We start from the raw sequence: 25,843 nt of genomic DNA on the forward strand, positions 1-25,843 counted from the left end.
CGCGATGACGATCATCAATGAAAGTCTGGCTACCAGAAACCGCTGCAGTGGCACCCACCGCGCGGTCAGGGAGCTGGTGGCGGGCCGGCGACGGCAGCGACCGCGCGGGCTTGCGGTCAAGCTGGCACAGGTCAAGCTCGTCCCTCGTGAAGACGCCGGCGGCGATCTCTTGCAGGGCGAGGTCGACGACGTCCGTGGTGGGCCGCTTGAGCAGAGGGGCGCTCCCCGTCTTGAGCGCCCTGCTCCGCGCTGCGGCGACGACCGTCAGCGCGAAGCGATTCCGCAGGACCTTCTCGCAATCGAAGATGACGAATGGGTCCATGGCCGCACCTCACGCGACCTTTCGTTTCGAGCGGGCATCGTCCGCAGCGACGCGACATTCGAGCGCAAGCAACGCCTGTTCGACCTCATCTAGTCGCGTCGGGCGATTGTTCTCGGGCATGCCCTCGTTCGTCGCCAGATCGATCAAGTACTCGGTGTAAGCCCAGTTCATTAGAATCGATCGTTTGGCCTCTAGCGACAGCGCCGCGTCCGCCAAGACATCCATTGGCGACGCCCATGTTTCCGGACCCGCAGGATCGTTCCGATTCGCGGCGTCCTCCATAGCCTGTCCGTACTTTCGCTGCAGGTGCGACAGCCCAAGCTTCGCCAGCGTCGCGTCGGAGAAGGGATGGTTCATGTGCGCCCCTGGCGTGCTCGTGTGCCGGGGGGCCTGCCGCCCTCTCTCGATGACATAGGACAAGCCTTGCCGCTCCGCGTAATGAACCGCTGATTTCAGAGTCGGAAAGCTGAGCTCGACCTGAGTCAGTGTATCCTCACTGCCCGTCCAGCCCATGAGGGGCTCGATGAAAGGCGCGCTCCGCGGCTCGAAGCGCAGCTTCCAGCCCTTCGTGCGAGCCGTACCCGACGTCACCACCGAGCGGGACGGCTTGTAAATGTGCGCGACCGCGTCTTCGGGGAACAACGAGCGCCCCATCGATAGTGGCGACGCGCGGTTGTCGTTAGTGAACCGTGACCGCGTCGGTCCAACCGATCCAGTATTCAAGGTGTGTCTGATATTCTCCGTCATTGCTATCCCTCCCAATTTGGCGAAGGATCTCGTCGGTGGCGGCCCGCTGGCCCGCCACCGACGCGATATACGTTAGCTCTTGATCGCGATACGCTTCACCTGCGACTGGGCCTTGGCGCTCTTGGGGAGCACGATGCTCAGCACACCGCTCTTGAAGCGCGCGTCGATCTTGTCCTCCTCGACCTCAACCCCGAGGGGGATGCGGCGCTCGAAACGTCCATAAAAGCGTTCGGAGAACTGTTTCTCCTTGTCCTCGGTCTCGGAACGCTTCTCGCCTTTCAGTGTCAGCACGCCGTCATCGATCAGAACCTCGACGTCGTTCTCCTCGAGGCCGGGGATTTCGGCCGTCACCTTGATCTCCTTGTCAGTTTCGGAGATTTCGACGCTTGGCCAACTGCCGGCGAACGACGAGAGCGAACCAAACGCGGGCAGCCGGCTGTCGAAGCCCCGAAACACGTCGTCGAACAGGCGGTTCACCTCGCGATGCAACGAAAGGAACGGATTTCGATCCTCGTCACGATAAACAGAAGGGGTCTGATTGTTATTGCGACCCCACGGAATAAGGTCACGGACACTCATGATTGTTCTCCTTTCTCTTAGCTGGTTTGCAAAGTTCTGCCGTTGGCGCCGGACGTACCGTCCAGCGCCGTGAAGAAACCACCTCTGGCAGAAGCTTTAGGCGGCTAGTTTGTGAGGTTCGGGCTGATCGCGGTTACCCTTCGCCATCCCGTCAGTGGTCGCGATCGCGATGCGGCGCGGCTTCATTTCCTCGGGGATTTCGCGCTGCAGGCTGATCGTCAGCAGACCATTGACTAGGCTCGCGCCTGCGACCTTCACGTGGTCAGCAAGCTCGAAGCGGCGCTGGAAAGACCTAGCCGCAATGCCTCGGTGCAGATATCGTCCGCTCTGGTCCTCGCCGGACTTCTGCCCTGCAACGATGAGCATGTTCTGCTCCTGCGTGACGGTCAGCTCGTCTTCGGTGAATCCAGCCACCGCCATCTCGATGCGATAATCGTCGTCACCTGTCTTGACGATGTCGTAGGGCGGCCAAGCATCGATTGTCGCGAAGCGACCGGCATTTTCGAGACTGTTAAGCATCCGGTCGAAGCCGACGCTCGACCGATACAGCGGAGATAGATCAAACGTAGTGCTCATAGCCACATTCTCCCTTTGAGCAACATGGATACAAGATCGATTCCAGATCGATGAGGCGATTCAGCCACTCGATCCTGCCGGCCCCGACGGTGGCAGCCGGCGTTCGGTGATTTAGTTCAACCCGTTACCGGTTCAAGAGGCACGGTCACTTTTCTGACACCTATTATTACCCGATCAGGCCGCCAGCCGCTCCACCCATCCGCGGAGCGCCTGGGCATCTGTCAGGCCCGCCTGACGCGCCACGACTTTGCCTTCCCGAAAGGCCACCAAAGCCGGAATCCCCTGGATGCTATATCGCGCCGCAGCCTGGGGGTTTTCGTCAACATTCACCTTGGCGAACCGAACCCTGGGCTCTATCGATTTCGTAGTCTGTGCATAGATTGGCCCCATCGCACGGCATGGGCCGCACCAGGGAGCCCAAAAATCTACCACAATCGGAATGTCTGAATTCGCGACGTGCCTCTCCAATCGCTCGGAACTTAGATCGATTGGAAGGCCCTGGAATAACTTGGCGTGGCAACGCCCGCACTTTGCGGCCTCGGCCGGCCGATCGGTCGGTACGGCGTTGATACTGTCGCAGTTCGGGCATACGACCCGGCGTTTCTCCGTCATCTTCGGTCTCCTTGTACAAGACGTCTTGCCGTCACATCTGGTCAGAAATTGCGTTGTTTCCTCGGGCTGCTTCATTGGCATGTGCCGTGGACCGCACTTATATCGATGTCGTGGTGCCGGCGGACAACCACGGCACTTCGTCAACCAACGGAAAGGATCTAATTGAAGAGGTTTAGCTATGGACAGCCACACTGGTCAGTTGAATGTCCGGCCGAGCCGTATTGAGCAGCTCGAAGCCGATTTCGCCGCACTCGCACCGAAGTTACCGGACGGCGCCGAAAGGAAGGCGCTTTCGCTGCTCCACGGGATGGTTCAGGAGCTCTGGCGAGTCCAGACGTTAGGCAGCGGGAACCAATCCCGGTCGGGACCCACCATCGAGGACATTGTCGACCTCCATGAGCACGCACCCGCGATGGAAGGTGACGCGCTCAGCACGCCGCTTGCCGTGGGAGAACAAGCGCCCGACTTCGCGCTCCCTGATGCAAATGGTCGGACCGTGCGCTTGTCTGATTATAGAGGGCGTCGTGTCGTTCTCGCCTTCTATCCGCTCGACTGGAGCCCAGGCTGCAGTCGCCAGCTTGATCTCTATCAGCACGAGCTCGATGAGTTCGGCAAACGTGGCGCCGATGTGGTCGGGATTTCCGTCGACAGCCTGTACAGCCACGGGGCCTGGTCAGCTGTGCGCGGCTTGACCTTCCCGCTGCTGGCCGACTTCAATCCGAAAGGGGATGTTGCCCGGCGTTATAAGGTCTGGCGCGAGGCTGACGGATTCTCTGAACGAGCCCTATACGTCATCGATGAGAATGGGGTCATTCGCCACTCCCAAGTGTCACCCAAACTCCAGCACGTGCCGGACATCTACGAGCTGTTCGACGCGCTGGATCGGCTGGCAACTCCCAAGGCAGCTTGAGGAGGATTCACCATGTATGCGTCGACGTACTCTCCCGTTGTTAGGCGGCCACAGACCGCAGATGTAGCGGTTTACGGCAGCAGATGGTGCGGCATTACAATGATGGTGCGCCGGCATCTCGATCGCGCCGGGGTACCCTATCGATTCATCGACTGGGAGGCCCATCCAGAAGCAAGAACCCAGCTCGAATGGATCGCGGGTGGCCGGATCGGAAGCCCGACGGTCACGATCGGGGGCCAGGTCCTCGTCCAACCATCGTTGCGTGAACTCGATTGGGCCTTGAGCCGTGCCGGCTACCGTTGAACGGCGTTCCATGAAGGAGACCGGCAGCCGAGATTAAAGTCTCGGCTGCTCGGGCCGGGCGTTTCGCGCATCGCAGAGGCCGCGTGAATCGAAACTTAAGGCGGAGCCAGCGATTCGTCGCCATCGGCTCGAAGCAGACGTTGCGGGCGCCACGGCGCGTCAAGGACGACGACCGCGTTGCAACAGGTGCTCCCGCGCCTCCCGTTCCCGGATCTCCTGTGCGGTCTCGAGACAGGCGAGCAGTTCCAGATAGCTGGGCGTGGCACCCAGCGAGCTAAGGCTGACGCAACGGGAGCGATCCCGCGCGTCGAACTTTGACCATGATCCCTTCAGGCTATCGAATGCCTCACGCTCGCGTGCAATGCATGGCTGCCGGTAGTCAGGGTCGTGAAGAAGCTCCGCGATCCCACGACAGAAGCGCTCAGCGCTATAATTCGGTACTGATCCTCCCGTCAGGACGACAAGCGACACGGCAGCTCCTTGGAGCACAGACAGCATGATACTTCACCAGCAGGTGGCGTGACGTCTGTCGAAACGCCCCGACGTGACTTCGTGTAAGATCTTGTACCCAACACGCAGGTAATTATTCTCGTTGCACAGGATACGGTACGGACGCTTCAAGTTGACACTGACAGTTCTCGACATCGTTTTCATCTCGCATATGAGCGTTACCACAGCATTTCCGTGGTTTGCTCTGCAGAGCGCTTTGCTTCGGAGGACTCTCTTGAGCCCAGAGGCGCTCTGGGGTTCGGCCAACCTTGGGGCACAAAGCAATGTCTTTTCGGACTTGGGATGAGCGACTCCGGCGGTGCCAGATCGCGCGGTGGTCCAGCAGAATTCTCTTCGCTCACGACGTCAGCCATCGGCCTGCTCCTTGGCCACCGACACCCGCGCCGGTCGGAGAAGACGTCCGCCAATAGTAAAACCGTCCTCCAGGACGTTCGTTACCGTTCCTGGCGGATGCGACCGATCGGCCGTTTCCATAAGGGCTTCATGAATGGTTGGATCGAAACGCGTCCCGAGAGCCGAAATCTTTTTAATTCCAAAGCGCTCAAGCGTTTGGAGAAAGAGCCGTAAGGTGGTGGCCACGCCCTCCGTCAACGCATCGCCGGGCTCGCTTGGTGCGGCCGTCTTGGCATCGATTACGCGTTGGAGATTGTCTACGACAGGCAGCAGCTCTCGCGCGAACTCCGCAACCGCAAACTTGCGCGTCTCCTCAGCCTCTCGCTCAGCCCGTCGCCGAACGTTTTCAGCTTCTGCTAGTGCTCGCAGCAATCGATCTCGAAGTGCGGCGTTCTCAGCTAGCAACGTTGCAGCGTCTATAGCGTCAGTGGCGACAAGCTCATCTTCCTTGCTGTGTGGCGATGACATGCTAGCTCCCGATGCACCCGTCTTGGACCTGCGCGGCGGTCGCCTCCTCTGCCGGCCGCCCATCCGGTAGTTTGCCCGTGACGAAAGGGGGCCGCCCTGACGACCGTCAATTCTCACACGCCTGCGTGCTTCTGGGGGATGCCCCTTTAGAAGGAGCAATGTCCTTCCGCACCGGGGGACCGGAGACCCGATCAGGTTGGACTGGCTTCCTGCTTGTCGACTTCATCTTTCCGATCCTGATCGCGAACAAGCCAATACACGGAACCAAGCGCGACGATCGCTGCAGCTAGAGAAAACACGTGGGCCGCCGTGGTTGCGGAAATATCGAGTATTATAAACTTCCGAATGACGGCCAGCATCGCGATCAGGACTACGGTACGGACCTGCACCACGCTCTGCTGACGTCGGACCATTATTAAGATCGAGTGTTTAAATTCTAGCGCAATGATAACCGTCAGAATCATTCCGAAGACGGTTTGGAAAACGGTGGGATCGGTTGGATCAAAACTCGATAATATGAGGGTGAACAGCACTTTCGCCGCGAGATGCCAAACTGCCGAAGCGATCACGACAATGATCAACCCGGTCAGGATCAAGACGACGACTTGCTCGAATCTCTCGTAGGTGCTCGCTAAGCGCCATCCAGCGGTATTTATATCAAACCTTTCAAGCAGTTTCATTGCTTACCCCCGCGACATAGGTCTGATGTAGATTAAGCGTTCAACCGGAAGCCTCGCGATGCGGCTCGTTCCGTCATTACCGCTCTGGCCCCTTAAGCTGAATCGGCCGCTGGCTGCGCATCTCTGAAAGGATGCGGTGCTGCAGATCAGCCTGCTGTATCCCAATTGCTCCGCATAATTCGCGCAACGTCTTTCGCAACCCATGCATCTGGTCGATTAGGTCAAGTATGATCGCGACGCCTTCTTCGTTCACACCAAGATCGTCCCGAAGGTCCTGTATCAGCTGAGCACGCGAAACATCGATCTCAGAGAAAGCCGGTCCTGTCCCCGTCCGTCGGGGGCGCAACCATCCTTCTGCGACCCACGCCTCGATTACGTCCTCACTAAGTTGCACCCGCACTAGAAACTCATTGAAATCCAGCATTCATCCTCCCATCCCGCTTCGCGGGTCCTGGGCCTTGCCGACGGCCCATCCCCGCACGAACTGTTCGAGCTCTGCGTCCGGCTTGTCGGGCAGTACGACTTTGAGTTTGACATATTCGTCACCGCGCGAGCCGTCGTGGCGCGAAACGCCCTTCCCGCGTAAGCGCAAGATGGTGCCCGTATTGGAGCCCTTCGGGATGCTCATTGTCACGGCTCCAGTAGCGGTCGGGACCGAGATTTTTCCGCCTAGGACGGCCTCGGTTAGCGAAATCGGGAGCTCCAGATGGATGTCGTCTCCGTGTCGCGTGAAGAAGGGATGGGGATTGACGATGATCTCGATGAAGGCGTCGCCGGGCGGCCCCCCGCCGACGCCAGGGTTCCCTTTGCCCGCGAGCCTTAGCATTTGACCTTCCCGCGCGCCTGGCGGAACGCTCACATCGACAGTTGAGCCATCAGCTAGGGTGACACGGCGAACCGTTCCGTTGACCGCTTCAAGGAACTCTACTGGAAGGCGATAGCGCGCATCCTCGCCACGCATTTTCAAATTAAAGCGTCCACCCCGACCGAAAATGCTGGAGAAAAGGTCGCTATCATCGCTGAAATCGGAGAAACCTTCCGCCGTCGCATAAGGATGGTCCCCGGCGGCCGCGCCCGCATAGTCGCGATAGTAGCGCTGCCGCGGACGTTCCTGGCCGGAGGCATCGATCTCGCCGCGATCGAAACGCGCACGCTTCTCGGAATCACTCAGCAGGTCGTAGGCGGCAGATGCTGCCTTGAACTGCTCCTCGGCCTGCTTGTTGCCAGGATTGAGGTCCGGATGAAGCTTCTTCGCGAGCTTGCGATAAGCCTTTTGGATCTCGTCCTGGCTGGCGTTCTTCCCGACACCCAGCACTCTGTACGGATCTTCGTTCAATCCAACACTCCATGACGAGTCAATCGGGTCTGAATGTCGCCTCACGATATAAGTGGCTTAGCGGTTAACGCGAGACCGGTCCCCGACCAGGTGATGTGGCGATGGCTGCTCCCGAATATCCCGCCTCGCCGATTCACACGGCCGAGGCAATGACGGTCGTCAGTTCATCGCGGAATTAAACGCGGCACAATATTGAAAGCCCACCCCGCTTTCGGAGAATGCCCGGGAATTCAGAGGGAGAGCTCCACTCGGACTTGCGTGTCCCAGCGACATCATCGTCGCTATGGATCGCAGCCCCTGCATTGCGCCGAAGAATTCCAGGTCATGCTTTGGGATTCGGGGGATCGAGCCGTGCTCGTTGCACACCGGCGCTCGCGTCGTGACTTTAGAGTTCTTGGCACGAGTTGCCGCTGAAAACAGGAGATCTTGAATGGCCGTGCATCAACTTTCGAAAAGCGAATGGCAATCGTACTGCGATCGCGTGTCAAAGGGATTGGAGGGAAAGCGTGCGCAGATCGAGGTTGCCGCATTGACGCTCGGTGACCAGATCGCGACAAAATGGGTGCCAATCGTTGGTATTACCTACGACCCCAAAGACGACATTCTCGAAGTCGCCGTCGAGGGCCTCGATCACCTCATCCGTAAGCCGCGCAGTGTGACCGTTGACGAGGGGCCGACCGGCCTTACAAGCATGGAGGTCGTTGACGACGAGGGGCAAAAGCAAATCGTCAAACTCACGGAACCGCTTATGCTCCCGCCACCGGCGCGGGCACCGGCGCGGTGATTTAAGGTGGAAGTGGGAGGCCGACATTTGAACTCCGGCGCCCCCGGTCTCCTCCGGTCACAGACCGCGCCGTGCTCGACGGCACCGTCCGATGAGAATGCCGCGCCGCCGCTGGCCGCGTGGCGACGACGCGGAGAAGCGTCGAATGTCATTGCCCGACTTGGCGAATGGCAGTGGAATAGGGAATCGGCATCCACGCATAGGCAGCCCCGGATTGGACCATATGCCCTAGTCCGGGGAAGGAGATGTGCGGGCCTGCAACTAGTTCGTGCTTGCTGGCGAGCTCAGCCAGGGTGGCCACTCTGGTCTTCGCCGCCAATTTCTCGTCCGCGTCGAAGTCGATAGTGATATCGGGTCGGCTCAGTTGGATCTCGGCCGCGTGGATGATGTCGCCAATCACCCGCATACGGTGGCCGCGGCTCTCGACCTCATAGAAGCTATGGCCCGGCGTATGACCGGGCGCGGCAATGGCGCGGATGCCCGGAAACAAAGTGGTCGGCGCGGTGAACGTCCGGAGCCGGCCAGCTGCCTGATATGGGGTCAGCGCGGCACGGCCCTCCTCAAACATTTTCTGTTGGCTTGCCTTTGCGCGGGCCTTTGCAGCATCGCTCAGCCAGTAGTCGAGTTCGCCCTTCGCCAGATAGATGTCGGCATTTGGGAAGACCCGGCGACCATCCAGCGTGAGGCCCCCTGAATGATCTCCATGGACATGCGTGAGCAGAACGGCGTCGATCATCTCCGGCCCGTAGCCGGCCGCCCTCAGCGTCGCGGGAAGGCGGCCGCAGCAGTCGCCGAAGAGACGCCCCGCGCCTGCTTCGATCAAGATGCGATGGTCGCCGGTATCGATCAGATAGCTGTTGATCGAGGTCTCGCGATCGATCGGCTCGCCGGCTCGCCGGAACATCTCTGACAGCTTGGCGCGATCTGCGCCATGCAGTAGGTCGCCGAACGGCACCGCGGTCGTTCCGTCGCTGAGAACCGTAACTTTGAAATCGCCGAGCATCACTCGGTAGAACCCGGGTGCCTGGACGGACTGCTCCGTTATGGCGATAGGCCGTTCCTGAGCAGCAGCGGGCAGGGGCAGCATGGAAGCCGAGACAGCTGCCATCAAGATCGAAAGTAACTTCATCTCGCATCTCCTTTATCGTCAGACGCCGCACCCAAGTGGCGCGGCATCTTGCGCGCGAAGAGATGTGCCCATACCTCCTTCCGAAGAAGTACGTACCCGGAGGTAAGTATGGAAAAAATCTCTGCTTTCCGTGAACTCCGCTGCGATGTGTTTCTTGCCGATTGTCCGGCAAGGAAGGTGCTTGCTCTGCTAGCGGAAAAATGGACGCTGCTCGTCGTGCACGCGCTCAGTGAACGCACCTACCGCACCGCAGAACTGCGCCGGCGCATCGGCGGTATTTCAGAAAAGATGCTCGTTCAGGCGCTACGCCGTCTCCAGCAGTACGGCTTGGTAGAGCGCACCAGCTACTCGGAGGTGCCGCCTCGGGTTGAATATTCGCTCACGCCTTTAGGTTTCTCGCTGAGCAGCGTCATCCGTGAACTCGATCGGTGGGTCGAGACGCATGCCTTCGAGATCGAAGACCGCGTGGACTGCGCAGCTTCATCCGAGTGATCGGCGCCCGGGGACCGCTCGTCGAAACCGCCGCTTCCGCGCTCTCGGACATTTCCAGCACCTGACGCGAAAGGCTCGAGCACCACCATGTATCAGTCAGGCCGGGAGATGCTCCGGTCCTCGGCCTTCACGCGCGCCGCACCGGTGACACGATCTCGCAATTTCGGGGTTGACGCGCGCAGAGTCCAGTCAATCCGAGTTCGCGCCGCGGTCGTCCCTTTTTATGCCTACCAGGACAGCGTGCCCCTCAAGCCAAAGCTCGGAAACCCGGCGGGAGGGTAACCCGAGGCTGGATGCGACCTCCCCGACTGTGAAGCGATGAACATGGCGGAAGATCAGCACTTGCCTCGCAAGCGGCGAAAGCCCTGGCACGCCGCGATCGAAGAGTTCTGGTTCTTCCACTCCGGCGGTGGCGTCGACGGCTACGATATCCTCCCATCGTAGCGTCTCGTCCGGCTGATACCACTCCCAGAATGACTCGTCATCGTCGTAGATCGGCTCTGCGGGAGCCGGCGCTTCGAGCGAGACGGAGGCCAAGTCGCGCCGTAGGAGCTCCTGCCGAACGATGCGCGTCAGAACGCGGAATTGGAGACCGAGCAGCCAGGGCCGAATATCCAGCGAATGGGGCCGACGATGGCGATCGCGCCACGCGCGAAGAAGGGTTTCGCCCACCAACTCCTCGGCGGAGATCTCGTCTTGCCTAATGTCGCCGATTGCACAATGATACCGAAGATCGCGCCCCGCGGCAGCAAGCAGTTCCTCAAGGTGCGGATTAAGTAGTCGCTGAAAGGCGTCCCGATCACCGTGCAGGCTTGCTTGCCACAGGGACACAGCGGACGCTGCACATTCTTCCGACGTGTCGCGAATTGAACCTGAAGCAGGGGTGATATCGTTGGCGGAAGACATCTCAATCTAACCCTACACTGGTGTCCTGTTTTCTCCATGTTGGTCCCAATTGTGGGCCCAGAGACACGTAGTTTCCGCTGGCTAGCGTTCAAGTGCCTCTTGTTTGTAATTGGCGACACCTGATCCGGACAGCCTCCAACAGGGCGTGATCAAGGGATACATCGACTACCCCGCGAGCGAACTCGCCGCGATCGCGTGATCGAGGCGGCGGCGGATCGGCGCCACTGATGAACCGGGCGATCGCTCATCCAGGGTTTCTCGCCAACGATCGCGATCGCCCGCTTGCCGATGGGTCCGGCACCAGCAGCACCAGCTTGAAGTCGTGACGTTCCGTTGAGCTGAAGCTGTGCTGATCGAAGCTGAGGCGCCCAAGCTTTGGATGATCGAAGGTTCGCGTTCCGCCGATCCGGTGCTGAACGTCCTGATCGTTCCACAGCCGCGCAAAGAGCGGGCTCTCCGCCTTGAGCCCCTCGATGAACTGCTTGACGCGGGGATCGCGAAAATTGTGGCCGAAATCGGCGCGGAATTCCGCCAGAAGCCGGCGCGCGCGATCCTGCCATTGCGGAATCAGCGAGCGGGCTTTGTCCTCGATGAAGACGAACCGCAGCAGGTTGCGCTGATGGTCGCCATCGAGCCAGCCGCAGAACAGACTGGCGGCGGACTCGTTCCAGCAACAGGCGTTCCACAGGCGATCGAGACCATAGGCCGGATGCGCGAAGGTCTTGACCGCAGCGACCAGCGACGCCGGTGCCGCCTCGGCGAGACCGGCAGAATCGTCGGGATCGACCCGGTCGGCGAGCTCGAACAGATAGGCGCGCTCCGCCCGTGTCAGCGACAAGGCCTCGGCCAGCCGCCCCAGTGTCTCGGGCGAGGCTTGTACCGGACGTCCTTGTTCGATCCATGCGCACCAGGTGATGCTGATGCCTGCGAGCGCTGCGAGCTCCTCGCGCCGCAAGCCGGGTGTCCGGCGGCGGCCGGCCGCAACGGCAGGTCTGGCGCGCTCGCGATGGGCGCGCACGAAATCGCCGAGAAGGCGGCGTTGGTCGGATCCGAGCATGGCGGAAATGATAATAGGATAAAACTCTATATTGTAACAGTTTCAATAGTGCGCATGCTGGGGACCGAACTTCGCAGGATACGCTCATGGCAAAATATCACGATAGCGTCGTGGAGGCCCAGTTCGGGCCACGCGCCAAGGCTTATGTCGAGAGTGTCGTTCACGCGCAGGGCGCCGATCTCCAGGCGCTCGACGCCATCGTTGCGCAGCACGGGCCCCGGCATGCGCTCGACCTCGGCACGGGCGGCGGCCATGTCTCCTACCTGATGGCGCGTCACGCGGCGCGGGTTACCGCCGCTGACCTCTCGCGCGAGATGCTGGCCGCGGTGGCAGACACGGCACGCGAAAAAGGTCTTTCCAACGTCGAGACCGTCGAGGCGCCGGCCGAGCGCCTGCCCTTCCCCGATGCTGCCTTCGACTTCCTGGCCTGCCGCTACTCGGCACATCACTGGCAGGATTTCGACGGCGGCCTGCGACAGGCTCGCCGCGTGCTGAAGTCCGGCGCTCCGGCCATCTTCATCGACGCCTGCTCGCCCGGGCCGGCGCTCTTCGATACCCATCTGCAGGCCGTCGAATTGCTGCGCGACACCTCGCATGTGCGCGACTACAGCGTGAGCGAATGGATGGCGGCGCTGCATCGTGTCGGTTTCACCGTTACTTCGTCACGAAGCTGGCAGTTGCGTATGGACTTCCCGGTCTGGACGGCGCGGATGCGGACACCTGCCGACAACGTCAAGGCAATCCGGGCGCTTCAAGCGGCGGCATCCACCGAGACGCGAGCGCATTTTGCAATCGAGCCGGACGGCTCATTCCTGCTCGACATCACGCTGATCGAAGCTGCGGCAGCCTGAGGATCATGACCACATCCGCCGCCAAATTCGACCGCACGCGCGCCGGCGAATATGCCGAGCAAAGCCGTATCGCGCTCGCCGGCTACGACGCCTGCCATGAGCTTGCCGCCTGTCTCCTGTCGGCGGATCTCGGCGAGAGCCTGGACCGACGGATCCTGGTCGTCGGCGCGGGCGGAACGGCGCAGGAGATCCTCGTCGCCGGCAAGCTTCGGCCGAGCTGGCGCTTCCTTGCGGTCGATCCCTCCCCGCCGATGCTGGCCGGGGCCATTGCATCCGTCGAGGCCGCCGGTCTTAGCCATCTGACGACCTGGCACTCCGGCTATGTCGACGAACTGCCGGAAGCCAACCGCTTCGATGCTGTGACCGTTATGGGCGTTCTCCATCATCTTCGCGGACGCGAGGCGAAGCTTGCTATGCTGCGCGCGGTCGCGGCGCGGCTTCACCCCGGCGGTACGCTCATTCTCGCCTGCAATCGCGGCGCCTATGCCGAAAACCCGCCCTTCCTGAAGGCCTGGGGCGAGCGCTGGCGGATGGCGGGCGCGTCACGGGAAGAGGTCGAGGCGAAGCGCGGCAAGATCCTGCAGGGCGCCGATCCGCCCGAGTCGGACGCCGCGGTCGAAAGCCTGCTCGGCGAGACCGGCTTCGAGCCGCCGCGACTTTTCTTCTCGAGCCTGTTCTGGGGAGCATGGATCGCGAGGCTTAGCGCATGAGCGAACGAGACGAGCCAGAAGCTGTGGCGCCTATACAGCAACACGTGGTTATGACGCGGGACGCTATGATGGCTTTCGCCGAGGGCTGGATCAGAGCATGGAACCGACGCGACCTCGAAGTGGTGCTGAGTCATTTCCGCGACGATGCCGTCTTCCTCAGTCCGGTCGCAGCCAAATATGTCGGCTCGTCTCGCATTGAAGGGAAAACCGCCCTCGCCGACTATTGGCGTTCGGCACTCGACAAGCTGACCGCGCTTGCGTTCACACTCGACCGCGCGACATGGGATCCCGTCCGACGAGAGCTCAACGTGATCTACGAGGCCGATCTGAACGGACAGCGGCACCGGGCCTGCGAACTCATGATCTTCGACGAGCACGGCGAGCAGATCCAGGGGGAGGCTTTCTACGGGGCGGAGCTTCCATAGTCTCCCGTCTCCTCTCGTCCGGCACCGTCACCAGCCGGCTTCTCGACCGGCTTCGAGCTCGAGCACCCAGCCGGGATCGAGGATCCGGCGCATCTTAGCGGTCGTCTCGGGGATCAGTCGGAACAATCGCGTGTTTTGGCCGGAGGTGAACGTCTCGCAGATCTCGTCGCCAATTTTAGACCTTGCCGCGGCGCCAGGCGCGAGAACATGGTAGTCTCGTGCCGTCCGACGTTTCTGGATAACTACGTCATCCGCTGTGGTTTCGTCGACTGAGCCTGGGCCCCCTCGCTGGCTTCGATCTCACGAATGATTTGCTCTTGTTCGGCACGCAGCTGCGCGAGCGCATCGCTCTGAAGTAGCGTCGGCGACAGGCGGTCGGCAGGATGTTGCGCGAGCGATGCTGCTGCCTCGCGCGCCGCCGCCGCTTCCCGCGTCTCCTGCGCTGCTGACTTCTGCGCGCCGGCGACGATCGCCCGCTCGGCGCGGAGTTCGCGCTGGGACGTCGGGTCGATGCCGGCCGTGGCTTCCTCCCGACGCTCAGCGGCAATCGCGCGATCTGCCAATCTCGCGGCCGCAGCGGCCTCACGCTCTTCACGCTGCTGAATTCCGCTCGCCCGCTCGATGAGCCTGTCGGCATTGGCACCGGCGATCGCCTCGACTTCGGCGCGCGTCATCTGCTGGATGCCGTGTTCTGAAGCTCGTTGCAGGTCGACGCGGTTTGCGAGCGTCTCGAGATATCGCGATGAGGCCTCGCGAAATTGCTGTTTCGTCTCGCCCTGCAGCAGGTCGCTCGTTCGCGATACCGCGTCGTTCATGAGGCGCAGATCCTTTGCCATCTGCTCCGATGTCACTGCCATGGTCGGGTTCTCCTTCGTCAGCTGCTCCACGCGTTTCCCGATCGTCTGCACGATAGACCCGACAGTCTGGGCCATGAGCAGGCGCTCGAGCATGTCCTTTGCTTGCGCGTTCGCCGGCTGCTCGGTTACAATCGTCCGCCAGGCCTGAACGCCCTCGTTAACGAACTTCAGGTCCTGCGCCCTCAGGGGTAAGCGAATTGGATTTGTCCGCGCGACCGCGATCCGCTGCCGGGCATTGTCGATGAGCCGCCGATTGGCTGGATCCGCGGCATAGGCGCGATCGCTTGCCTCTCGTGTCGGCCGCGGCCGATCCGCCGCTTCGACGATCGCCTTGTCCTTGGGGCCGTAGCTTTGCGACGACGCGCGCTCGCGTGCGGATGTCGCGACGATCTTGAGACCTTCCGCCTGCGCATGCTGGGCATAGACTTGGCGCCATTCGCTGAAGGTCTCTCGGCTCGGATGCAGCTTCTGCCCGGACTCGCTTTTGACCGCGACGACGGCGTGGACGTGGACATGGCCGTCGGCCTCCTTGTCGGTGTGGACGCCGAATATGAACTTGTGATCGGCAAAACGATCTTGCAAGAACGCGCGGGCAGCCCGCGTCAGCGCGCCAACGTCCGTCCCGGCCTTCGCCGACACGATCAGATGCATGGTATCACGCGAGGATTGCGAGCGGAGCGTGGCTCCCCATTCTCGCGCCGCGGTCTTGGTCTCGGCGACATTGGCGATCGCGCGGCCACGATCGTCGATCGCAGGCCCTTTCTCGATCAGCTTATTCAGCCGATAGGTAACGCCGTCGCGGCCATGGCTCGTGGCGCCCGGAGCGATGGCGATTGCGTCCGGCGCCAAGCCGGTGGCTACCGTTATCCGCTCCTTCGCGCGCGCTTCCGACGCCAGATCGAGCCGCTTCCGGGTGAAACCCCTGCCCTCTTCTCCGACGCGCTCTTCCCGAACCCGGAAGCGCTCCTTGCCCGCTCCAGCCATTGCTGTGACGATGCGCGCTTCGAGCTCGCCCTTCTGCGTGACGTCGAGGCGATAAGCATACCGGTGGCCTTCGAATCCCGCCGCGATCGCCTTCTCGTAGGTTTCCCTGCCCTCGGTCGTGTCGGCCACCCCCTGCAGGGACAAGCGCACGGCGCCGACGTCGTGGCTCTCGGCCCGCTTGGCGAAGTTGGTCGACCAGGCCTTGATCTCGTCGGCGACGGCTTGGCGATCGGCGAGGATCCGCCCGTCATACGTTTCGAGCGCGACATCCTCGCGCTGAACATATTGGCCGGTCGCCGTCGCGCGGGCGACTCCACGGGCATAGGACACCACCTTGATCACGGCGGGCTGGTAGCCGGCCGCCAGCTGACGAGCCCGGCCGACCGCCTCGCCCTGCCCCGCCGCGCGCGCGCCTCCCCCGCCAGGACCGCCGCCTCCCGCGACCTGACCGGGTTTCGAGCCCGACGGTGCCGACGTCCCTCCTCCGCCTCCGCCACCGCCGGCCGAGGTCGGCAGGAGCCGCGTCCGCTCCTCATCCCGGCCGCCGGTGATCGTCGTCCCGCGGATGATCTCCTGCGCGGTCGGCGCCTTGGGGAGCGGCGCGACGCGACCGCGACGGGCGCGTAACTCGTCGTCGAGACCAAGCGATCGCCGGCGCCGCGTCTCGCCGGCATCACTGACCGCGCGACGCGCGGCCTCGACCAGCTCAACCCACCAGGCGATCTGCGCGTCCCGGTTCATCGCTACTCCCGTCCAGAGAGCTCGGCCGGCAACGAGAGTCGGGCCTCGCGTCGCAGCTTGGACCCATAGGCGATCGTGATTTCAGTGAGCTCGTCGTTGATCGCCGAGACGATCTCGTGCAGGCCGCGCCACACCGGCTCGGTGTCTTCGATCCGGACCGCCTGGCCGCGATGGATGGCCTTGAGGACCTGCGAGAGGTTTCGGCCGACCATGCGGACCTGGCTCGCAAGCTGGACGACGGCGCGGGTATTCTCGGCCGACAGGGCAGGACCCGCCTGCACCGATGCGCGGATCAACCGGCGCACGACCTCGGCCTTGGGCAATCCGAACAGCGCGACGGCTTCCTGGAGCCGCTGCTCATCGAGCTCCGACAGCTCGGTCCGAAGCCTCGGCTTGCGTCGCGGTGCCTTCTCGGAGCGGGCCATCGGCTCTCCCCTTCCCTTCCGTTTGCAAGGCTCGGCGGCCGTTAGGCCGGAGCCAAGGCGTGGGCATCGACCCGATGACCACGAAGGCGCGTCAGCGCCCTTCGGCTGCGTTCAGCAGCCGTCCCCCGGTTTGGCCCACAAACCGGTATCTTGTCAACCAATATCTATTAAACCGTATGTAAGACTTCGCGCATGAAGAGCGCTCGCGCCTGGACAGCCGTCCCTTGAACCCGAAGGCCCGCTTGGCGCACAGCGCCCACGTTAAGACCGCAATGAAGAATTACCGTAACAGCGCAACACTGCAACGCATTGCTCCGACAACAATGCACTACCGCACGAATGCGCTCCGCCAGCACCGCATTGGCGACATCACGCACTACGGCAACTCGCTAGAACGACAATGCCGTATCAACGCATCACCTGAACACCGCATCAAGGCTTTCCGGTACTTCCGGAATGACGAATTGCAGCATAGCCGCATGTATATTATACTGTATGTTGATTTCTGTTAGAGCGAGCGACGGAGGGCTTGACGGTGCCGAGTATATTCGCAGTGGCGAACCCAAAAGGCGGGAGCGGCAAGACCACGGTTGCGATCATTCTCGCTGGTGAGTTCGCGAAGCATGGCTACTCCGCCGCGATCGTCGACGCCGATCCGCAGGGCTCTTCATACCAGTGGCATGCTTCCTCCGTCGCGCGGGGGTTGAGCCCGCAGGGCGTCGATCTGGTCCGCGCCCCCGACGAATCCGCATTGGTTCAAGCCGTCGAACGCCTGGCCGGTTACGACGTTGTGGTGATCGACACGCCCGGCTATTACGGCGAGGTACTGATCCAGTCGGCGCTCCGGGCCGACCTCGTCGTGTTGCCGTGCAAGGTACATACGTTCGATGCGTCGCAGGTCGTGCGGACCCTTCGCAATCTCGAGCAGCACGCCGCCGCGGCACAGCTGCCGATGAGCCAGCATCGGGTTCTGTTCAATGAATACGACAGCCTCGACCGCAACACGCGACCCCTCCGCGAGGTCGTGGCCTACCTCGACTCCGAGCACGTGCCGGTCTGCTCGACGGCGCTCTACCGGCGTGTGACCTACCGCACGATGACAAGCGGCTTCGGAACGCTTTACCAGATGAGCGACAGGGACGAGTCGGTGCGCAAGGCCCGCTACAATGCCGATCAGGTCGTCCGCGAGTTGCTCGCAGCGAGCCAGGGCGCGGCGACCGGCGAGCCGGTCGCATGAGCGACGGAGCTCCCAGCGAGAAGTCTGACCGGCCTCCCCTTCCCCGCGATGCGTTCCGCGCCCAGCGCGCAGTCGCGCCGGCCTCTCAAAAAGCTGTCCTTCAGCCCGTGGTCGTCACTCCTGCCTACGACGATCCCGTTACGCCGGCGCCGGCGCCAGGCAGATCGCCATCGCAAGCCGCCAATTCTATCTCATCCAAGCGAGGGGAGCGGCCACCACGAAATCGCGAGCGCAATCCGTTCGAGGCTTATGGCGAACGCGCCTCGTCGCGGCCCTACGCGCTTCGCCTTCCCGATCCAATCGACCTGGTGCTCCGCCAGCTTGCCGCCGAGCAACGCACGCAGCCGCTGCGCATCGTCGACCGCGCCCTCTATGATCTTTTCAAGCGGCTCGGTCGATTGCCGCCCGCCGACGACTCGTAGTCGCCATTGTGAAAGAGGCGTCACGAAGCACGAATCGCTGCTACGCGCTGTCGTCCGGGAAGGAAGGTCCTGCAGGTGTCTTCATCTCTGCTGGATCCTTTCCACGTTGCGCGCCGCGGAGAGCCATCAGCATAGGCCAGATAGAGAATTGGCCGGCTGCCGCACGCCGGGCGAGCGTCCTGAGGTAGCCGCCGGGATTTTTGATGCCGTTGCCGCGCTGGAGGATCAGCGCCAAGGTGACGCTCGCCGGCCCCTGCCCCATTGCAGCACAGGCCTCTTCCCACGCGCTTGGGCTGACGCCGAGAAGCGGGCGCACGATGACGGCGGCGTCCACCACGTCCCGTATCGTTCGCAGCCCGTGGCGGGCGTAGTCCACAAAATCAGGACACGTCTCGGCGACGAGCCGGACAGGGACTGCTGATGCGACATCGCGCTCGATGTCGGGCTGGAATGCATTGCTGGCGCTTTCGGCGCCGGCTTTCGGCGTCGGGTTCGTTGCTATGGACGCATTTGCGGACGGTTCGCGTATTGGCCTTGTGGGTTCGATATGACTCTCAAGAATTTCGAGGATCCGCCCCGACAGCTCGACCAGCGCCGCGGCGAGCGGCTCGAGGGCAGCGCGGCACGGCGTGCGTGGTCGGCCGTCGATCAGCCCCAGGAATTCGTGGTGCAGTGCTGGCCAGTCGGCATCGACGCCCCGTTCAACACCCAGCGCGAGCATCTTTGCGATGTCGCGGCGCGCGAGCGTGACCTGCTCGCGCAGCGCATCGAGAACATGTCGCTCCTCGACAGCGCGAGCGGCGAGTTCCGCAAGGTCGTCGACAGCCGCCACGAGCGGGCTGAGGTCGAACCCGAATGCCAGCTCGATGTCGCCGCCTGCTGCGCGCCGAGCGTAGCGTTTGCCATTTGGGCTATCCCGACGCTGGATAAGACCCGATTTCACAAGAGCGGCAATATGCCTACGTAAGGTCGACGCAGGGATGCCGTGGGCGCGTAGCGAGAGCTCGCGATTTGATGGAAACACGACGAGATCCGTGGACCCGAGTGTGAGCACCGTGTCCGGGTGGAAGCTCAGCAACGCATTCAGGACGGTCAGCGCGCGATCGGAAAGGGCAAGGGCGGCCTTCGCTTCGCATGCGTGGCGAAACGTCTTCCATTTGTGGCAGGCCTTGCCGGGTTGGCACTGCCGAACGTCGCGTTGAATCCGAAGCGCGGCCGGGGACAGCGCGCCGCATCCAAAAGGGGCGATAGGATTGAAGCCAAGCATCTGCATTCGCGTCCTCTCGTTGCGAGAGCGCGTGGCAAACAAAGACCGTGGCGTGAAAACGCTGAGTCTCTTGAACTGTCGGATCGCGCGAGCTAGGATGCCTTTGCGTTTGGAGGCCTCGCTGGCGATTGCCGTCGCCAGCCCGCTGACCCTCTTGAGAGACCCGGCTCTGCCGGGTTTTTCTTTGTCTGAACGCACTTCTCCTGGTTGAATCAGATCAGTACATTATATTGAATGTTAGCCGGCCGTCCAATATGTAGGCTGCGGCGGCATGGGTATCGTTCGGATCATCGTTCGGAGGGAAGGCTCATGGCTGAGAAGTCATGCCGACGCAAAGCAGATCACGCAGCGAAGGGATGTTTGCTCATAGGAGCGTTTCAGTCGGGGCTCGAAGCACTGCGTCTCGAAGCACAGCTAACCCGTGGAGAGTTCGCGAAAAGCCTAGGGATCCCGAGATCAAGCTACTTCCACCTGATGACGACAGCAGCGAATCCAAGCCTTAGTTACATTGAACTCATCGCGGAACGAGCGGGCGTCGACCCTCTGACCTTGTTGCGGAAGCGGACCTCGGACCGTCGGCACGAGGGCAACTCAATCGGCTCGATGAAGGGAAGCGCATATTCAAAGAATTTACGGTAGGATTGACAACGTCCAATATACTAGACTTCAGACGTAATGTATGGTGAATCGGATGCGGAGTTTTGTCCGAAAGCCCTTTCGCCATGTCGCCTGTTCGCAAGCCTCAGCCAGTCGATCATTCGGTGCTGAATGAGATGCTGGCCATCCGTCTGCAGCAGCTCGAGATCGAAAATGGCGGCATGGAAGCATTCCTGCCGAAGACCGGGCTGGCGCGCGGGACCTACTATACGATCGTCCGCGGCATCGGGAATCCAACTTTGCGTACGATCGAAAGGATCGCTTCGAGCCTCAACATGAGCGTGTTTGAGTTGCTCGGCTTCGATGTGTCGGACGCACGGCGCGCGCTCAAGAAGAGCGGTGTCGATTACGACGAGTTGACGTCGGCGATCAGCAAGAAAAATCGCGCCGATCGCGCCTTGGCACGTCAGACGCGATCGCGAAAGCTTCCTTCCTGACGGCGCCGGCGCTCGATGCGGCGACCAACTGCTCAAGATTGATGGAAAAGGTGGGGAGGCTTTCGCCTCCCCACTGGATCGGTTATGCGGCTGAGCGCTCAGCGGCCTGGGCGAGGCGGCCAAATTCCAGGGCGATCAGGTCGACGGTGTAGATCCGCTTGCCGTCGCGCTCGTAGCTGTTCTGCCGCAGGCGGCCCCGCGCGTGGACGAGGTCGCCCTTGCTGACGTGCTCGTTCACGTAGCCCTGGATCGACTTGGTGAAGATCGTGACCTCGTTCCAGTGCTGGTCGTCGTTCCACTCGCCGCCCTTATCCTTGAAGGGATAGTTGACGCAGACGGTAACACGGACTGTCTTGCCGACGTGCTTGATGGTCCCGACGTGGCCGATGAGGGTGAATTCGGCGATGTTGCGCATAGTCTCTCTCCATCTTGTGGGGCTGCGCCCCGTTGCGATGGCGATCCGTCATGGCCGGGAAGACGGCACAGAGCCGAAGCCCGCGAGACGCGGGCGAAGGGCGAGCGCAGCGCTGCGTCCCGTCAGGCCGTGAATTTTGGCGCCGCTGGCGCGTGCGCGAGGAATGCCGGTCGGGGCCCCGCTCGCGGGGTGATCCGGCAGGGGAAAATTCTCGGGCGTAGGGACCGCCGTGCCGGCGACGGCCATAGGAATCCAGCCATGCAACCGGGAGCGCCGCCCGACCTGTAGAGAGGAGCAATCGTCGTCGTGCTACCTGGACCACACGCCGTGCCCATCTCGCGGTACGGAAGACCGGGATGTCGATGCCTGCCCATCAAGGACCGAGGGTTAGCAAGGAAGCGCCGCACGGATCGGGGTCGACCAGGAAAATCAACCACGGCCGGATCGAGCGGCAGCGGCGAACCGCCCTGCGATGGATCCGACGGCAGGACCGCCGCGCCAACGCCGGGAGCGCAATACCCGAGATCCGCCCAGCGGCAGCGGCCTCGCCGACGCGGGATGCCGACGGCCGATCGAACCACTGGCGAGGCCTGCCTTCTGCCAACGTCGCCCGCGCCATCATGCGGATCGCTTCGTGCGCAGTTGCGCGTTTATCTGCGACATCAGGATTGGGCCGAGCGAGAATTCTCCGACCTTGGCCCGTTCGGTCAGACCGCGCAGATAGCCGCCGGCGGAGCGGATTGCCGCGCCGCGCTGCAAAATGCACGCGACAACCACCGCGGCCTGCATTTCGCCCATGACGGCTTGCGCCTCCTCCCAGGCGCTGGGACTGATCCCAAGCATCGAGCGCACAACGGCCGTGGTCGCCAGCAGGTCGCGCCAGTTCGAAATTCCGCCTTTGGCGTAGTCGGAGATGTCCGGGCAAGCGTTTAATACCATTCCAAGCGGATAGGCCGTTTCCGCAATCCTCGGCGTTTGGGGTTCTGGCACCGCCCTCGCCGCCCGGCTTCCTCGAAAGCCAGGTTCAAGATCAATTAAGGGGTTTGGATTTGAATTCTGTATATGGCGCTCATTTCGGGACTCATTGGCGCTCATATCCTGTGTTTTTATATGTCTTTCCAGGAGGTTGAGTACGTCGTCAGCCAGTTGAGATAGCTCCTCCGCCGCCGCCTCGAGCTGCGTGCGCGTCGCCGCGCGCGGAACCCCCTCGACGATCGAGCGGAAGGCGGCGTGCACCTCGGCCCAGTCTGCAGGCCCCTGCCCTCCCCTGCGCGTCGGCACGCGCTCCTCGAGACCGGTCGCGATCATCTTGGCGATATCGCGCCGGCACAGCGTGATGCGTTCCCGCGCGAGCTTAACGGCGCGCGCCTCGGCTTCCACGGCGGCTGCCAGGCTTTCGAATTCCTCCGAGCGGACAACAAGCGGCGAGAGGTCGAATCCGAACGCCAGCTCGATCTCGCCGGACGCGCCTTTGCGCGCGTAGCGCTTGCCGTTGGGGCTGTCCCGCCGGATGACGAGGCCCGCGTCGACCAGGACCGCGAGATGGCGTCGCAACGTCGACGCCGGCATGCCGTGCGCGCGCAGTGACAGGAGCTGGTTCGAGGGGAAAACGACAAGGTCGTCCTCGCCCGTCAGCGCCGTCTCGGGATGGAAGGTGAGGAGCGCGTTCAAGACCGACAGCGCTCGCTCTGTCACGCCGAGGCTCGGCCGTGCCCTGCAGATGGCTTGGAAGATCTTCCACTTGTGCACGACCTTCTCAGGCGGCCGGGATGACGCGACGATCTGTGTTGCCACATGGGCAAGCGTCAGCGATCGCCGCCCGAAGGGCGTCGTTGATTGATAGGGTTCCATGTCTTTGCCTCGTTCGGGCAAAGGAAATCTGCTCGCCAAAACGGCGCCGTCTCGCATGAGACACTTGACTGCGATTCGCGGAAGTGATTCTCTATCAGTCGCCAAACTAAGACAGAGGCTTCCGGGACGGTGACGTTTCGGGGGCCTTTTTCTTTTGCCTAGGTTTCTCCTGAGCCAGATTGCACCTGCCCAGCCGGCTCATTCCGGGTGGGTGTTCCTTCAGTCCTCGCCGGACGCGGCGCGGTATTCGTCGTAGAGCCTTTGCAAGTGCTCGCGAACGAATTCGCCAAATTGCGGGGCTACGCGGTCGTCGAAAGTCAGACTGAGCTTCTTGCCGGTTCGCATAACCTTCGCTGCGAGCGTGCCGTCGGCCGCCGACCAGCTTTCCGCCCGCGCCCGCGCCGCCTTGGTGCGCAACGCTGCGACGAGTGCTTCGAACCGCTTGTCGCTGTCTTGGTCAGCGAACCCTTCCTCCTTCACAAGCGCGATGGCGCGGTGTCGATTGCCGTCGCCATCAAGGAGATCGGTCAACTCCTGCCATCGAACGCGGCCATAGCCAGGCGCGGCGCCGATCGCCTCGACGACCTCGGTGGGGACGCGGGTCGCAACCGCAATGAGTCGCGATAGCGCAGCCTTGTCGACGTTCAACGCCGCCATGATTGTCTCGCGCGAAAACTTGCGCTCTTCGAGTCGCGCGGCAAAGCGGGCTCGCTCGATAAAGGTTAGGTCGGTTCGACCACTGTTCTCTTGGCCTTGGGCGACCACCAGCTCTTCGTCGCTCAGAGCGCGGACCACCGCCCGCACCTTTCTTCCGAGCGAGCGGGCAGCGCGTAGGCGCCGGTGCCCGAAGGCTACCTGAAAGCGGCTTGAATTCTCCGGGCTCGGGCGAACGAGGATCGGCGTATTTTGACCGTGCTCGCGGATCAACTCTTGGAACGCCGCCTCATCGGCCGCGCTCGCCTCCATGCGGTCCGGTACGAAGGAATCGTCGACGAGGGCCGGATCGAGCTCGACGATCGTCTGCCCCTCGAGCAGCTGTCTCTCCAACTCGTCGGCCCTATCCGCTCGCTCCTTGATCCCGCCGAGGTTCTGCGAGATCGCACCGAGCGCGCCCGGTTGCTTGAGCGGCCGGTCCAGGCCCAGAAGCGGCCGGACCTGGTTGGCCGACAGTCGCGCTGGAGGTTCTTGCGACGCTTGTGGCTCGCTGGGCACGTGGTCGAAGCTTATCTTCCGAGCCATGCTCAGACCCTCTTCCAGACCTGCCTAATTAAACCCTCGATCTCACCGTTGACGAGGTCGAGAGATTCAATCGCACGGTCATAGGTCGGACGGGAGAAGCCCTTCCGATCGACCTCGTAGAGTGTGTTCTTGGTCAATCCGGCATCGGCGATGGCCGTGCTCTTGACCATCGGATGGGTCAAAACTCGTTCACCCAAGATCGAGCGCATCCAGCCCACCAATTTGGTCTGGGGCGCGTCGCTCGGTTCGTATCGCGTGACCAGATAGCGCATCCAGTCGTAGTCAGTCGCCGCGCCTGCATTGGCGACGACATCGAGCAAGCCAGCGGTCATGTTCAGGAACTGAGACATCGACATTACGTCCAGCATCTGAGGATGGACTGTGATGAGTACAGCTGTCGCGGCGCAGAGTGCCGAGAGGGTCAGGAACCCGAGTTGCGGCGGGCAATCGATGATGACGATGTCATAGGCATCGCTCACCTGCGCCAGTGCTTCACCGATGCGAGCGAAGAACATCTGGCCGCCGTCCTGCCGCGTCATCAACGCCTTCGGCGTCTCATGCTCGAACTCCATCAGTTCGAGTTGACCGGGGATCAAATGAAGCGTGGGAATGTAGGTAGCCCGCACAATTTCGGCCATCTCGCGGCGATCGCTGTCGTACCGAATGGCGCCATAGATCGTGTCATTGTCCGCGACGTCGAGTTCGGGCTGCAGTCCGAAGAGTGCAGTCAGGCTCGCCTGAGGATCCAGATCGATAGCCAGCACACGATATCCGCGAAAGGCGAGGTATTCGGCCAGATGGGCCGATGTCGTCGTCTTGCCGCTTCCCCCCTTGAAGTTCATCACCGCGAGGACCTGCAACTTCTCATTTTCGCTGCGGCGAGGCGTGTAGCGGCGGCCGCCCTTGCCAGAAGCGTCGAGCGATTGGCGTAGCGCCTCGACATCCTCAAGCGAATACATTCGACGCCCATTGGGAAGGGGATCGGGCCCCTTCCCTTCAGAGGCGAGCTGACGGAGATAGCCGTCGGCTATTCCGATGAAACGCGCCGCCTCGGATGGAGAGAACGGACGCAACGTCTTTTTCGCCTCCGGGGGAAAGTCCTCAAGCTGCCTCGCGCGAAGCCGCATTGACAGCTCCGCCGCATCGGCGTTGATCAACGACCTGAGATCGCGAGGCGCATTGTCTTTCGGCAGAAGCGTAGCGGGCATCGGTTTCTCTGCATCTGCGGTTTTCTGAGCAGGTCGGCCCAAAAAGCGTTGAACCCAAGTTATGCCCGATTCTTTCGTTGCTGCAAGGATTAATGGGTTAATGAGAAGTTAACGGAATGGTCTCAACCAAGGCGGAATTCGGCTTTGGCGCGCTTAAGAGCGTATGTTTGCCCTTGCACGAACTGTCGCACCTCACGTGACTGGGTTGTACGCGGACAACTTAACGCGCGCGCGGCGCGAGTCGGGGAGCGTTCAACGCCGCGCCGTACGGTACACCGGCACTTGTTTGTGCGAGCTCCCGCCTATATTCGCG

Annotated in this window: 30 protein-coding genes; 11 read left to right on the forward strand and 19 right to left on the reverse strand. The window is 62.1% G+C overall.

Annotation, left to right across the window (positions count from 1 at the left end; translation table 11 throughout):
* The 5 genes from HMPREF9695_RS24510 to trxC form a co-directional block, all read right to left on the reverse strand.
* Positions 1 to 322: DNA-directed RNA polymerase subunit omega (locus HMPREF9695_RS24510; RefSeq protein WP_006023616.1), on the reverse strand; the 322-nt coding region annotated here is incomplete at its 3' end.
* Between the two features lie 9 nt (positions 323 to 331).
* On the reverse strand, positions 332 to 1,069 hold the full coding sequence (locus HMPREF9695_RS24515) for an NADH dehydrogenase ubiquinone Fe-S protein 4 (protein ID WP_006023617.1): 738 nt from the start codon (positions 1,067 to 1,069) through the stop codon (positions 332 to 334).
* A gap of 72 nt (positions 1,070 to 1,141) precedes the next feature.
* On the reverse strand, positions 1,142 to 1,648 hold the full coding sequence (locus HMPREF9695_RS24520) for an Hsp20/alpha crystallin family protein (protein ID WP_006023618.1): 507 nt from the start codon (positions 1,646 to 1,648) through the stop codon (positions 1,142 to 1,144).
* A 96-nt stretch (positions 1,649 to 1,744) separates the two neighbouring features.
* The gene (locus HMPREF9695_RS24525; RefSeq protein WP_006023619.1) at positions 1,745 to 2,224 is read right to left on the reverse strand and encodes an Hsp20 family protein; all 480 of its coding nucleotides are present in this window, start codon (positions 2,222 to 2,224) and stop codon (positions 1,745 to 1,747) included.
* A 174-nt stretch (positions 2,225 to 2,398) separates the two neighbouring features.
* Positions 2,399 to 2,917: a thioredoxin TrxC gene (gene trxC / locus HMPREF9695_RS24530; protein WP_343299494.1), complete on the reverse strand. Its 519-nt coding sequence runs from the start codon at positions 2,915 to 2,917 to the stop codon at positions 2,399 to 2,401.
* Between the two features lie 97 nt (positions 2,918 to 3,014).
* Here trxC and HMPREF9695_RS24535 point away from each other — a divergent pair, with 97 nt between their 5' ends.
* Together HMPREF9695_RS24535 and HMPREF9695_RS27215 are read left to right on the forward strand one after the other, a co-directional pair.
* Positions 3,015 to 3,746 (forward strand): peroxiredoxin, encoded by a 732-nt coding sequence (locus HMPREF9695_RS24535; RefSeq protein WP_006023621.1) that lies wholly within the window; start codon positions 3,015 to 3,017, stop codon positions 3,744 to 3,746.
* A gap of 12 nt (positions 3,747 to 3,758) precedes the next feature.
* Positions 3,759 to 4,049, forward strand: coding sequence for a glutaredoxin family protein (locus tag HMPREF9695_RS27215; protein WP_006023622.1), 291 nt, complete (start codon positions 3,759 to 3,761; stop codon positions 4,047 to 4,049).
* Between the two features lie 855 nt (positions 4,050 to 4,904).
* Here the strand turns inward: HMPREF9695_RS27215 and HMPREF9695_RS24550 are convergent.
* The 4 genes from HMPREF9695_RS24550 to HMPREF9695_RS24565 form a co-directional block, all read right to left on the reverse strand.
* On the reverse strand, positions 4,905 to 5,420 hold the full coding sequence (locus HMPREF9695_RS24550; protein ID WP_006023625.1) for a nucleotide exchange factor GrpE: 516 nt from the start codon (positions 5,418 to 5,420) through the stop codon (positions 4,905 to 4,907).
* A gap of 191 nt (positions 5,421 to 5,611) precedes the next feature.
* Entirely contained in the window at positions 5,612 to 6,100 is a 489-nt protein-coding gene (locus HMPREF9695_RS24555; RefSeq protein WP_006023626.1) for a phosphate-starvation-inducible PsiE family protein, read from the reverse strand.
* 76 nt (positions 6,101 to 6,176) lie between these two features.
* Positions 6,177 to 6,524, reverse strand: a complete 348-nt coding sequence (locus tag HMPREF9695_RS24560; protein WP_006023627.1) for a chaperone modulator CbpM — start codon at positions 6,522 to 6,524, stop codon at positions 6,177 to 6,179.
* Positions 6,525 to 7,436, reverse strand: a complete 912-nt coding sequence (locus HMPREF9695_RS24565) for a DnaJ C-terminal domain-containing protein (RefSeq protein ID WP_006023628.1) — start codon at positions 7,434 to 7,436, stop codon at positions 6,525 to 6,527.
* A gap of 430 nt (positions 7,437 to 7,866) precedes the next feature.
* On the opposite strand from HMPREF9695_RS24565, the gene HMPREF9695_RS24570 reads away from it, so the two are divergent.
* Positions 7,867 to 8,220 (forward strand): DUF5335 domain-containing protein, encoded by a 354-nt coding sequence (locus tag HMPREF9695_RS24570; RefSeq protein ID WP_006023629.1) that lies wholly within the window; start codon positions 7,867 to 7,869, stop codon positions 8,218 to 8,220.
* A 148-nt stretch (positions 8,221 to 8,368) separates the two neighbouring features.
* Here HMPREF9695_RS24570 and HMPREF9695_RS24575 read toward each other — a convergent pair whose 3' ends face one another.
* Entirely contained in the window at positions 8,369 to 9,349 is a 981-nt protein-coding gene (locus HMPREF9695_RS24575; RefSeq protein WP_006023630.1) for an MBL fold metallo-hydrolase, read from the reverse strand.
* Between the two features lie 108 nt (positions 9,350 to 9,457).
* Here HMPREF9695_RS24575 and HMPREF9695_RS24580 point away from each other — a divergent pair, with 108 nt between their 5' ends.
* Positions 9,458 to 9,841: a winged helix-turn-helix transcriptional regulator gene (locus tag HMPREF9695_RS24580; RefSeq protein ID WP_006023631.1), complete on the forward strand. Its 384-nt coding sequence runs from the start codon at positions 9,458 to 9,460 to the stop codon at positions 9,839 to 9,841.
* Positions 9,842 to 10,030: 189 nt separating this feature from the next.
* On the opposite strand, the gene HMPREF9695_RS24585 is transcribed toward HMPREF9695_RS24580, so the two are convergent.
* A complete protein-coding gene (locus tag HMPREF9695_RS24585; RefSeq protein ID WP_152544231.1) occupies positions 10,031 to 10,747 on the reverse strand; it encodes an RNA polymerase sigma factor in 717 nt (238 codons plus the stop codon).
* Between the two features lie 244 nt (positions 10,748 to 10,991).
* Positions 10,992 to 11,804: a helix-turn-helix transcriptional regulator gene (locus HMPREF9695_RS24590; RefSeq protein ID WP_006023634.1), complete on the reverse strand. Its 813-nt coding sequence runs from the start codon at positions 11,802 to 11,804 to the stop codon at positions 10,992 to 10,994.
* An 86-nt stretch (positions 11,805 to 11,890) separates the two neighbouring features.
* Here HMPREF9695_RS24590 and HMPREF9695_RS24595 point away from each other — a divergent pair, with 86 nt between their 5' ends.
* From HMPREF9695_RS24595 to HMPREF9695_RS24605, 3 genes are all read left to right on the forward strand, one after another.
* Positions 11,891 to 12,655, forward strand: coding sequence for a class I SAM-dependent methyltransferase (locus HMPREF9695_RS24595; RefSeq protein ID WP_006023635.1), 765 nt, complete (start codon positions 11,891 to 11,893; stop codon positions 12,653 to 12,655).
* A 5-nt stretch (positions 12,656 to 12,660) separates the two neighbouring features.
* Entirely contained in the window at positions 12,661 to 13,365 is a 705-nt protein-coding gene (locus HMPREF9695_RS24600) for a class I SAM-dependent methyltransferase (protein ID WP_006023636.1), read from the forward strand.
* Positions 13,366 to 13,433: 68 nt separating this feature from the next.
* Positions 13,434 to 13,790 carry a nuclear transport factor 2 family protein gene (locus HMPREF9695_RS24605; protein WP_024927759.1) on the forward strand — a complete coding sequence of 119 codons (357 nt, stop codon included), beginning with the start codon at positions 13,434 to 13,436 and terminating at the stop codon, positions 13,788 to 13,790.
* A 242-nt stretch (positions 13,791 to 14,032) separates the two neighbouring features.
* On the opposite strand, the gene HMPREF9695_RS24610 is transcribed toward HMPREF9695_RS24605, so the two are convergent.
* Both HMPREF9695_RS24610 and HMPREF9695_RS24615 read right to left on the reverse strand, forming a co-directional pair.
* Positions 14,033 to 16,372, reverse strand: coding sequence for a relaxase/mobilization nuclease domain-containing protein (locus HMPREF9695_RS24610; RefSeq protein ID WP_006023638.1), 2,340 nt, complete (start codon positions 16,370 to 16,372; stop codon positions 14,033 to 14,035).
* A gap of 2 nt (positions 16,373 to 16,374) precedes the next feature.
* The gene (locus tag HMPREF9695_RS24615) at positions 16,375 to 16,797 is read right to left on the reverse strand and encodes a hypothetical protein (protein ID WP_006023639.1); all 423 of its coding nucleotides are present in this window, start codon (positions 16,795 to 16,797) and stop codon (positions 16,375 to 16,377) included.
* A gap of 535 nt (positions 16,798 to 17,332) precedes the next feature.
* Here HMPREF9695_RS24615 and HMPREF9695_RS24620 point away from each other — a divergent pair.
* Positions 17,333 to 18,034: a ParA family protein gene (locus HMPREF9695_RS24620; RefSeq protein ID WP_006023640.1), complete on the forward strand. Its 702-nt coding sequence runs from the start codon at positions 17,333 to 17,335 to the stop codon at positions 18,032 to 18,034.
* The gene (locus tag HMPREF9695_RS24625; RefSeq protein ID WP_006023641.1) at positions 18,031 to 18,456 is read left to right on the forward strand and encodes a hypothetical protein; all 426 of its coding nucleotides are present in this window, start codon (positions 18,031 to 18,033) and stop codon (positions 18,454 to 18,456) included. Before HMPREF9695_RS24620 ends, HMPREF9695_RS24625 begins: the two co-directional genes overlap by 4 nt.
* 40 nt (positions 18,457 to 18,496) lie before the next feature.
* Here the strand turns inward: HMPREF9695_RS24625 and repC (HMPREF9695_RS24630) are convergent, their stop codons facing one another.
* Positions 18,497 to 19,729, reverse strand: coding sequence for a plasmid replication protein RepC (gene repC, locus HMPREF9695_RS24630; protein ID WP_006023642.1), 1,233 nt, complete (start codon positions 19,727 to 19,729; stop codon positions 18,497 to 18,499).
* A gap of 303 nt (positions 19,730 to 20,032) precedes the next feature.
* Here repC (HMPREF9695_RS24630) and HMPREF9695_RS26075 point away from each other — a divergent pair, with 303 nt between their 5' ends.
* Both HMPREF9695_RS26075 and HMPREF9695_RS24635 read left to right on the forward strand, forming a co-directional pair.
* The gene (locus HMPREF9695_RS26075; protein ID WP_006023643.1) at positions 20,033 to 20,362 is read left to right on the forward strand and encodes a helix-turn-helix domain-containing protein; all 330 of its coding nucleotides are present in this window, start codon (positions 20,033 to 20,035) and stop codon (positions 20,360 to 20,362) included.
* Between the two features lie 83 nt (positions 20,363 to 20,445).
* The gene (locus HMPREF9695_RS24635; RefSeq protein ID WP_024921879.1) at positions 20,446 to 20,817 is read left to right on the forward strand and encodes a transcriptional regulator; all 372 of its coding nucleotides are present in this window, start codon (positions 20,446 to 20,448) and stop codon (positions 20,815 to 20,817) included.
* Positions 20,818 to 20,899: 82 nt separating this feature from the next.
* Here HMPREF9695_RS24635 and HMPREF9695_RS24640 read toward each other — a convergent pair whose 3' ends face one another.
* The 4 genes from HMPREF9695_RS24640 to repA all read right to left on the reverse strand — a co-directional run bounded on the left by HMPREF9695_RS24640 (position 20,900) and on the right by repA (position 25,530).
* Positions 20,900 to 21,232: a single-stranded DNA-binding protein gene (locus HMPREF9695_RS24640; protein WP_006023645.1), complete on the reverse strand. Its 333-nt coding sequence runs from the start codon at positions 21,230 to 21,232 to the stop codon at positions 20,900 to 20,902.
* 618 nt (positions 21,233 to 21,850) lie between these two features.
* Entirely contained in the window at positions 21,851 to 23,083 is a 1,233-nt protein-coding gene (gene repC / locus HMPREF9695_RS24645) for a plasmid replication protein RepC (protein ID WP_006023648.1), read from the reverse strand.
* 219 nt (positions 23,084 to 23,302) lie between these two features.
* Complete coding sequence (repB, locus tag HMPREF9695_RS24650; protein WP_006023649.1) at positions 23,303 to 24,322, reverse strand: plasmid partitioning protein RepB; 1,020 nt, start codon at positions 24,320 to 24,322, stop codon at positions 23,303 to 23,305.
* Between the two features lie 2 nt (positions 24,323 to 24,324).
* Positions 24,325 to 25,530 (reverse strand): plasmid partitioning protein RepA, encoded by a 1,206-nt coding sequence (gene repA, locus HMPREF9695_RS24655; protein WP_006023650.1) that lies wholly within the window; start codon positions 25,528 to 25,530, stop codon positions 24,325 to 24,327.
* Between the last annotated feature and the right edge of the window lie 313 nt (positions 25,531 to 25,843).

Source organism: Afipia broomeae ATCC 49717, assembly GCF_000314675.2.
Taxonomy (GTDB): domain Bacteria; phylum Pseudomonadota; class Alphaproteobacteria; order Rhizobiales; family Xanthobacteraceae; genus Afipia; species Afipia broomeae.

Coding starts and splice junctions, on each gene's coding strand:
- HMPREF9695_RS24515 (WP_006023617.1), bottom strand. CDS start 1,069: ATGACGGAGAATATCAGACACACCTTGAATACTGGATCGGTTGGACCG.
- HMPREF9695_RS24520 (WP_006023618.1), bottom strand. CDS start 1,648: ATGAGTGTCCGTGACCTTATTCCGTGGGGTCGCAATAACAATCAGACC.
- HMPREF9695_RS24525 (WP_006023619.1), bottom strand. CDS start 2,224: ATGAGCACTACGTTTGATCTATCTCCGCTGTATCGGTCGAGCGTCGGC.
- trxC (WP_343299494.1), bottom strand. CDS start 2,917: ATGCCAATGAAGCAGCCCGAGGAAACAACGCAATTTCTGACCAGATGT.
- HMPREF9695_RS24535 (WP_006023621.1), top strand. CDS start 3,015: ATGGACAGCCACACTGGTCAGTTGAATGTCCGGCCGAGCCGTATTGAG.
- HMPREF9695_RS27215 (WP_006023622.1), top strand. CDS start 3,759: ATGTATGCGTCGACGTACTCTCCCGTTGTTAGGCGGCCACAGACCGCA.
- HMPREF9695_RS24550 (WP_006023625.1), bottom strand. CDS start 5,420: ATGTCATCGCCACACAGCAAGGAAGATGAGCTTGTCGCCACTGACGCT.
- HMPREF9695_RS24555 (WP_006023626.1), bottom strand. CDS start 6,100: ATGAAACTGCTTGAAAGGTTTGATATAAATACCGCTGGATGGCGCTTA.
- HMPREF9695_RS24560 (WP_006023627.1), bottom strand. CDS start 6,524: ATGCTGGATTTCAATGAGTTTCTAGTGCGGGTGCAACTTAGTGAGGAC.
- HMPREF9695_RS24570 (WP_006023629.1), top strand. CDS start 7,867: ATGGCCGTGCATCAACTTTCGAAAAGCGAATGGCAATCGTACTGCGAT.
- HMPREF9695_RS24575 (WP_006023630.1), bottom strand. CDS start 9,349: ATGAAGTTACTTTCGATCTTGATGGCAGCTGTCTCGGCTTCCATGCTG.
- HMPREF9695_RS24580 (WP_006023631.1), top strand. CDS start 9,458: ATGGAAAAAATCTCTGCTTTCCGTGAACTCCGCTGCGATGTGTTTCTT.
- HMPREF9695_RS24585 (WP_152544231.1), bottom strand. CDS start 10,747: ATGTCTTCCGCCAACGATATCACCCCTGCTTCAGGTTCAATTCGCGAC.
- HMPREF9695_RS24590 (WP_006023634.1), bottom strand. CDS start 11,804: ATGCTCGGATCCGACCAACGCCGCCTTCTCGGCGATTTCGTGCGCGCC.
- HMPREF9695_RS24595 (WP_006023635.1), top strand. CDS start 11,891: ATGGCAAAATATCACGATAGCGTCGTGGAGGCCCAGTTCGGGCCACGC.
- HMPREF9695_RS24600 (WP_006023636.1), top strand. CDS start 12,661: ATGACCACATCCGCCGCCAAATTCGACCGCACGCGCGCCGGCGAATAT.
- HMPREF9695_RS24605 (WP_024927759.1), top strand. CDS start 13,434: ATGGCTTTCGCCGAGGGCTGGATCAGAGCATGGAACCGACGCGACCTC.
- HMPREF9695_RS24610 (WP_006023638.1), bottom strand. CDS start 16,372: ATGAACCGGGACGCGCAGATCGCCTGGTGGGTTGAGCTGGTCGAGGCC.
- HMPREF9695_RS24615 (WP_006023639.1), bottom strand. CDS start 16,797: ATGGCCCGCTCCGAGAAGGCACCGCGACGCAAGCCGAGGCTTCGGACC.
- HMPREF9695_RS24625 (WP_006023641.1), top strand. CDS start 18,031: ATGAGCGACGGAGCTCCCAGCGAGAAGTCTGACCGGCCTCCCCTTCCC.
- repC (WP_006023642.1), bottom strand. CDS start 19,729: ATGCAGATGCTTGGCTTCAATCCTATCGCCCCTTTTGGATGCGGCGCG.
- HMPREF9695_RS26075 (WP_006023643.1), top strand. CDS start 20,033: ATGGCTGAGAAGTCATGCCGACGCAAAGCAGATCACGCAGCGAAGGGA.
- HMPREF9695_RS24635 (WP_024921879.1), top strand. CDS start 20,446: ATGTCGCCTGTTCGCAAGCCTCAGCCAGTCGATCATTCGGTGCTGAAT.
- HMPREF9695_RS24640 (WP_006023645.1), bottom strand. CDS start 21,232: ATGCGCAACATCGCCGAATTCACCCTCATCGGCCACGTCGGGACCATC.
- repC (WP_006023648.1), bottom strand. CDS start 23,083: ATGGAACCCTATCAATCAACGACGCCCTTCGGGCGGCGATCGCTGACG.
- repB (WP_006023649.1), bottom strand. CDS start 24,322: ATGGCTCGGAAGATAAGCTTCGACCACGTGCCCAGCGAGCCACAAGCG.
- repA (WP_006023650.1), bottom strand. CDS start 25,530: ATGCCCGCTACGCTTCTGCCGAAAGACAATGCGCCTCGCGATCTCAGG.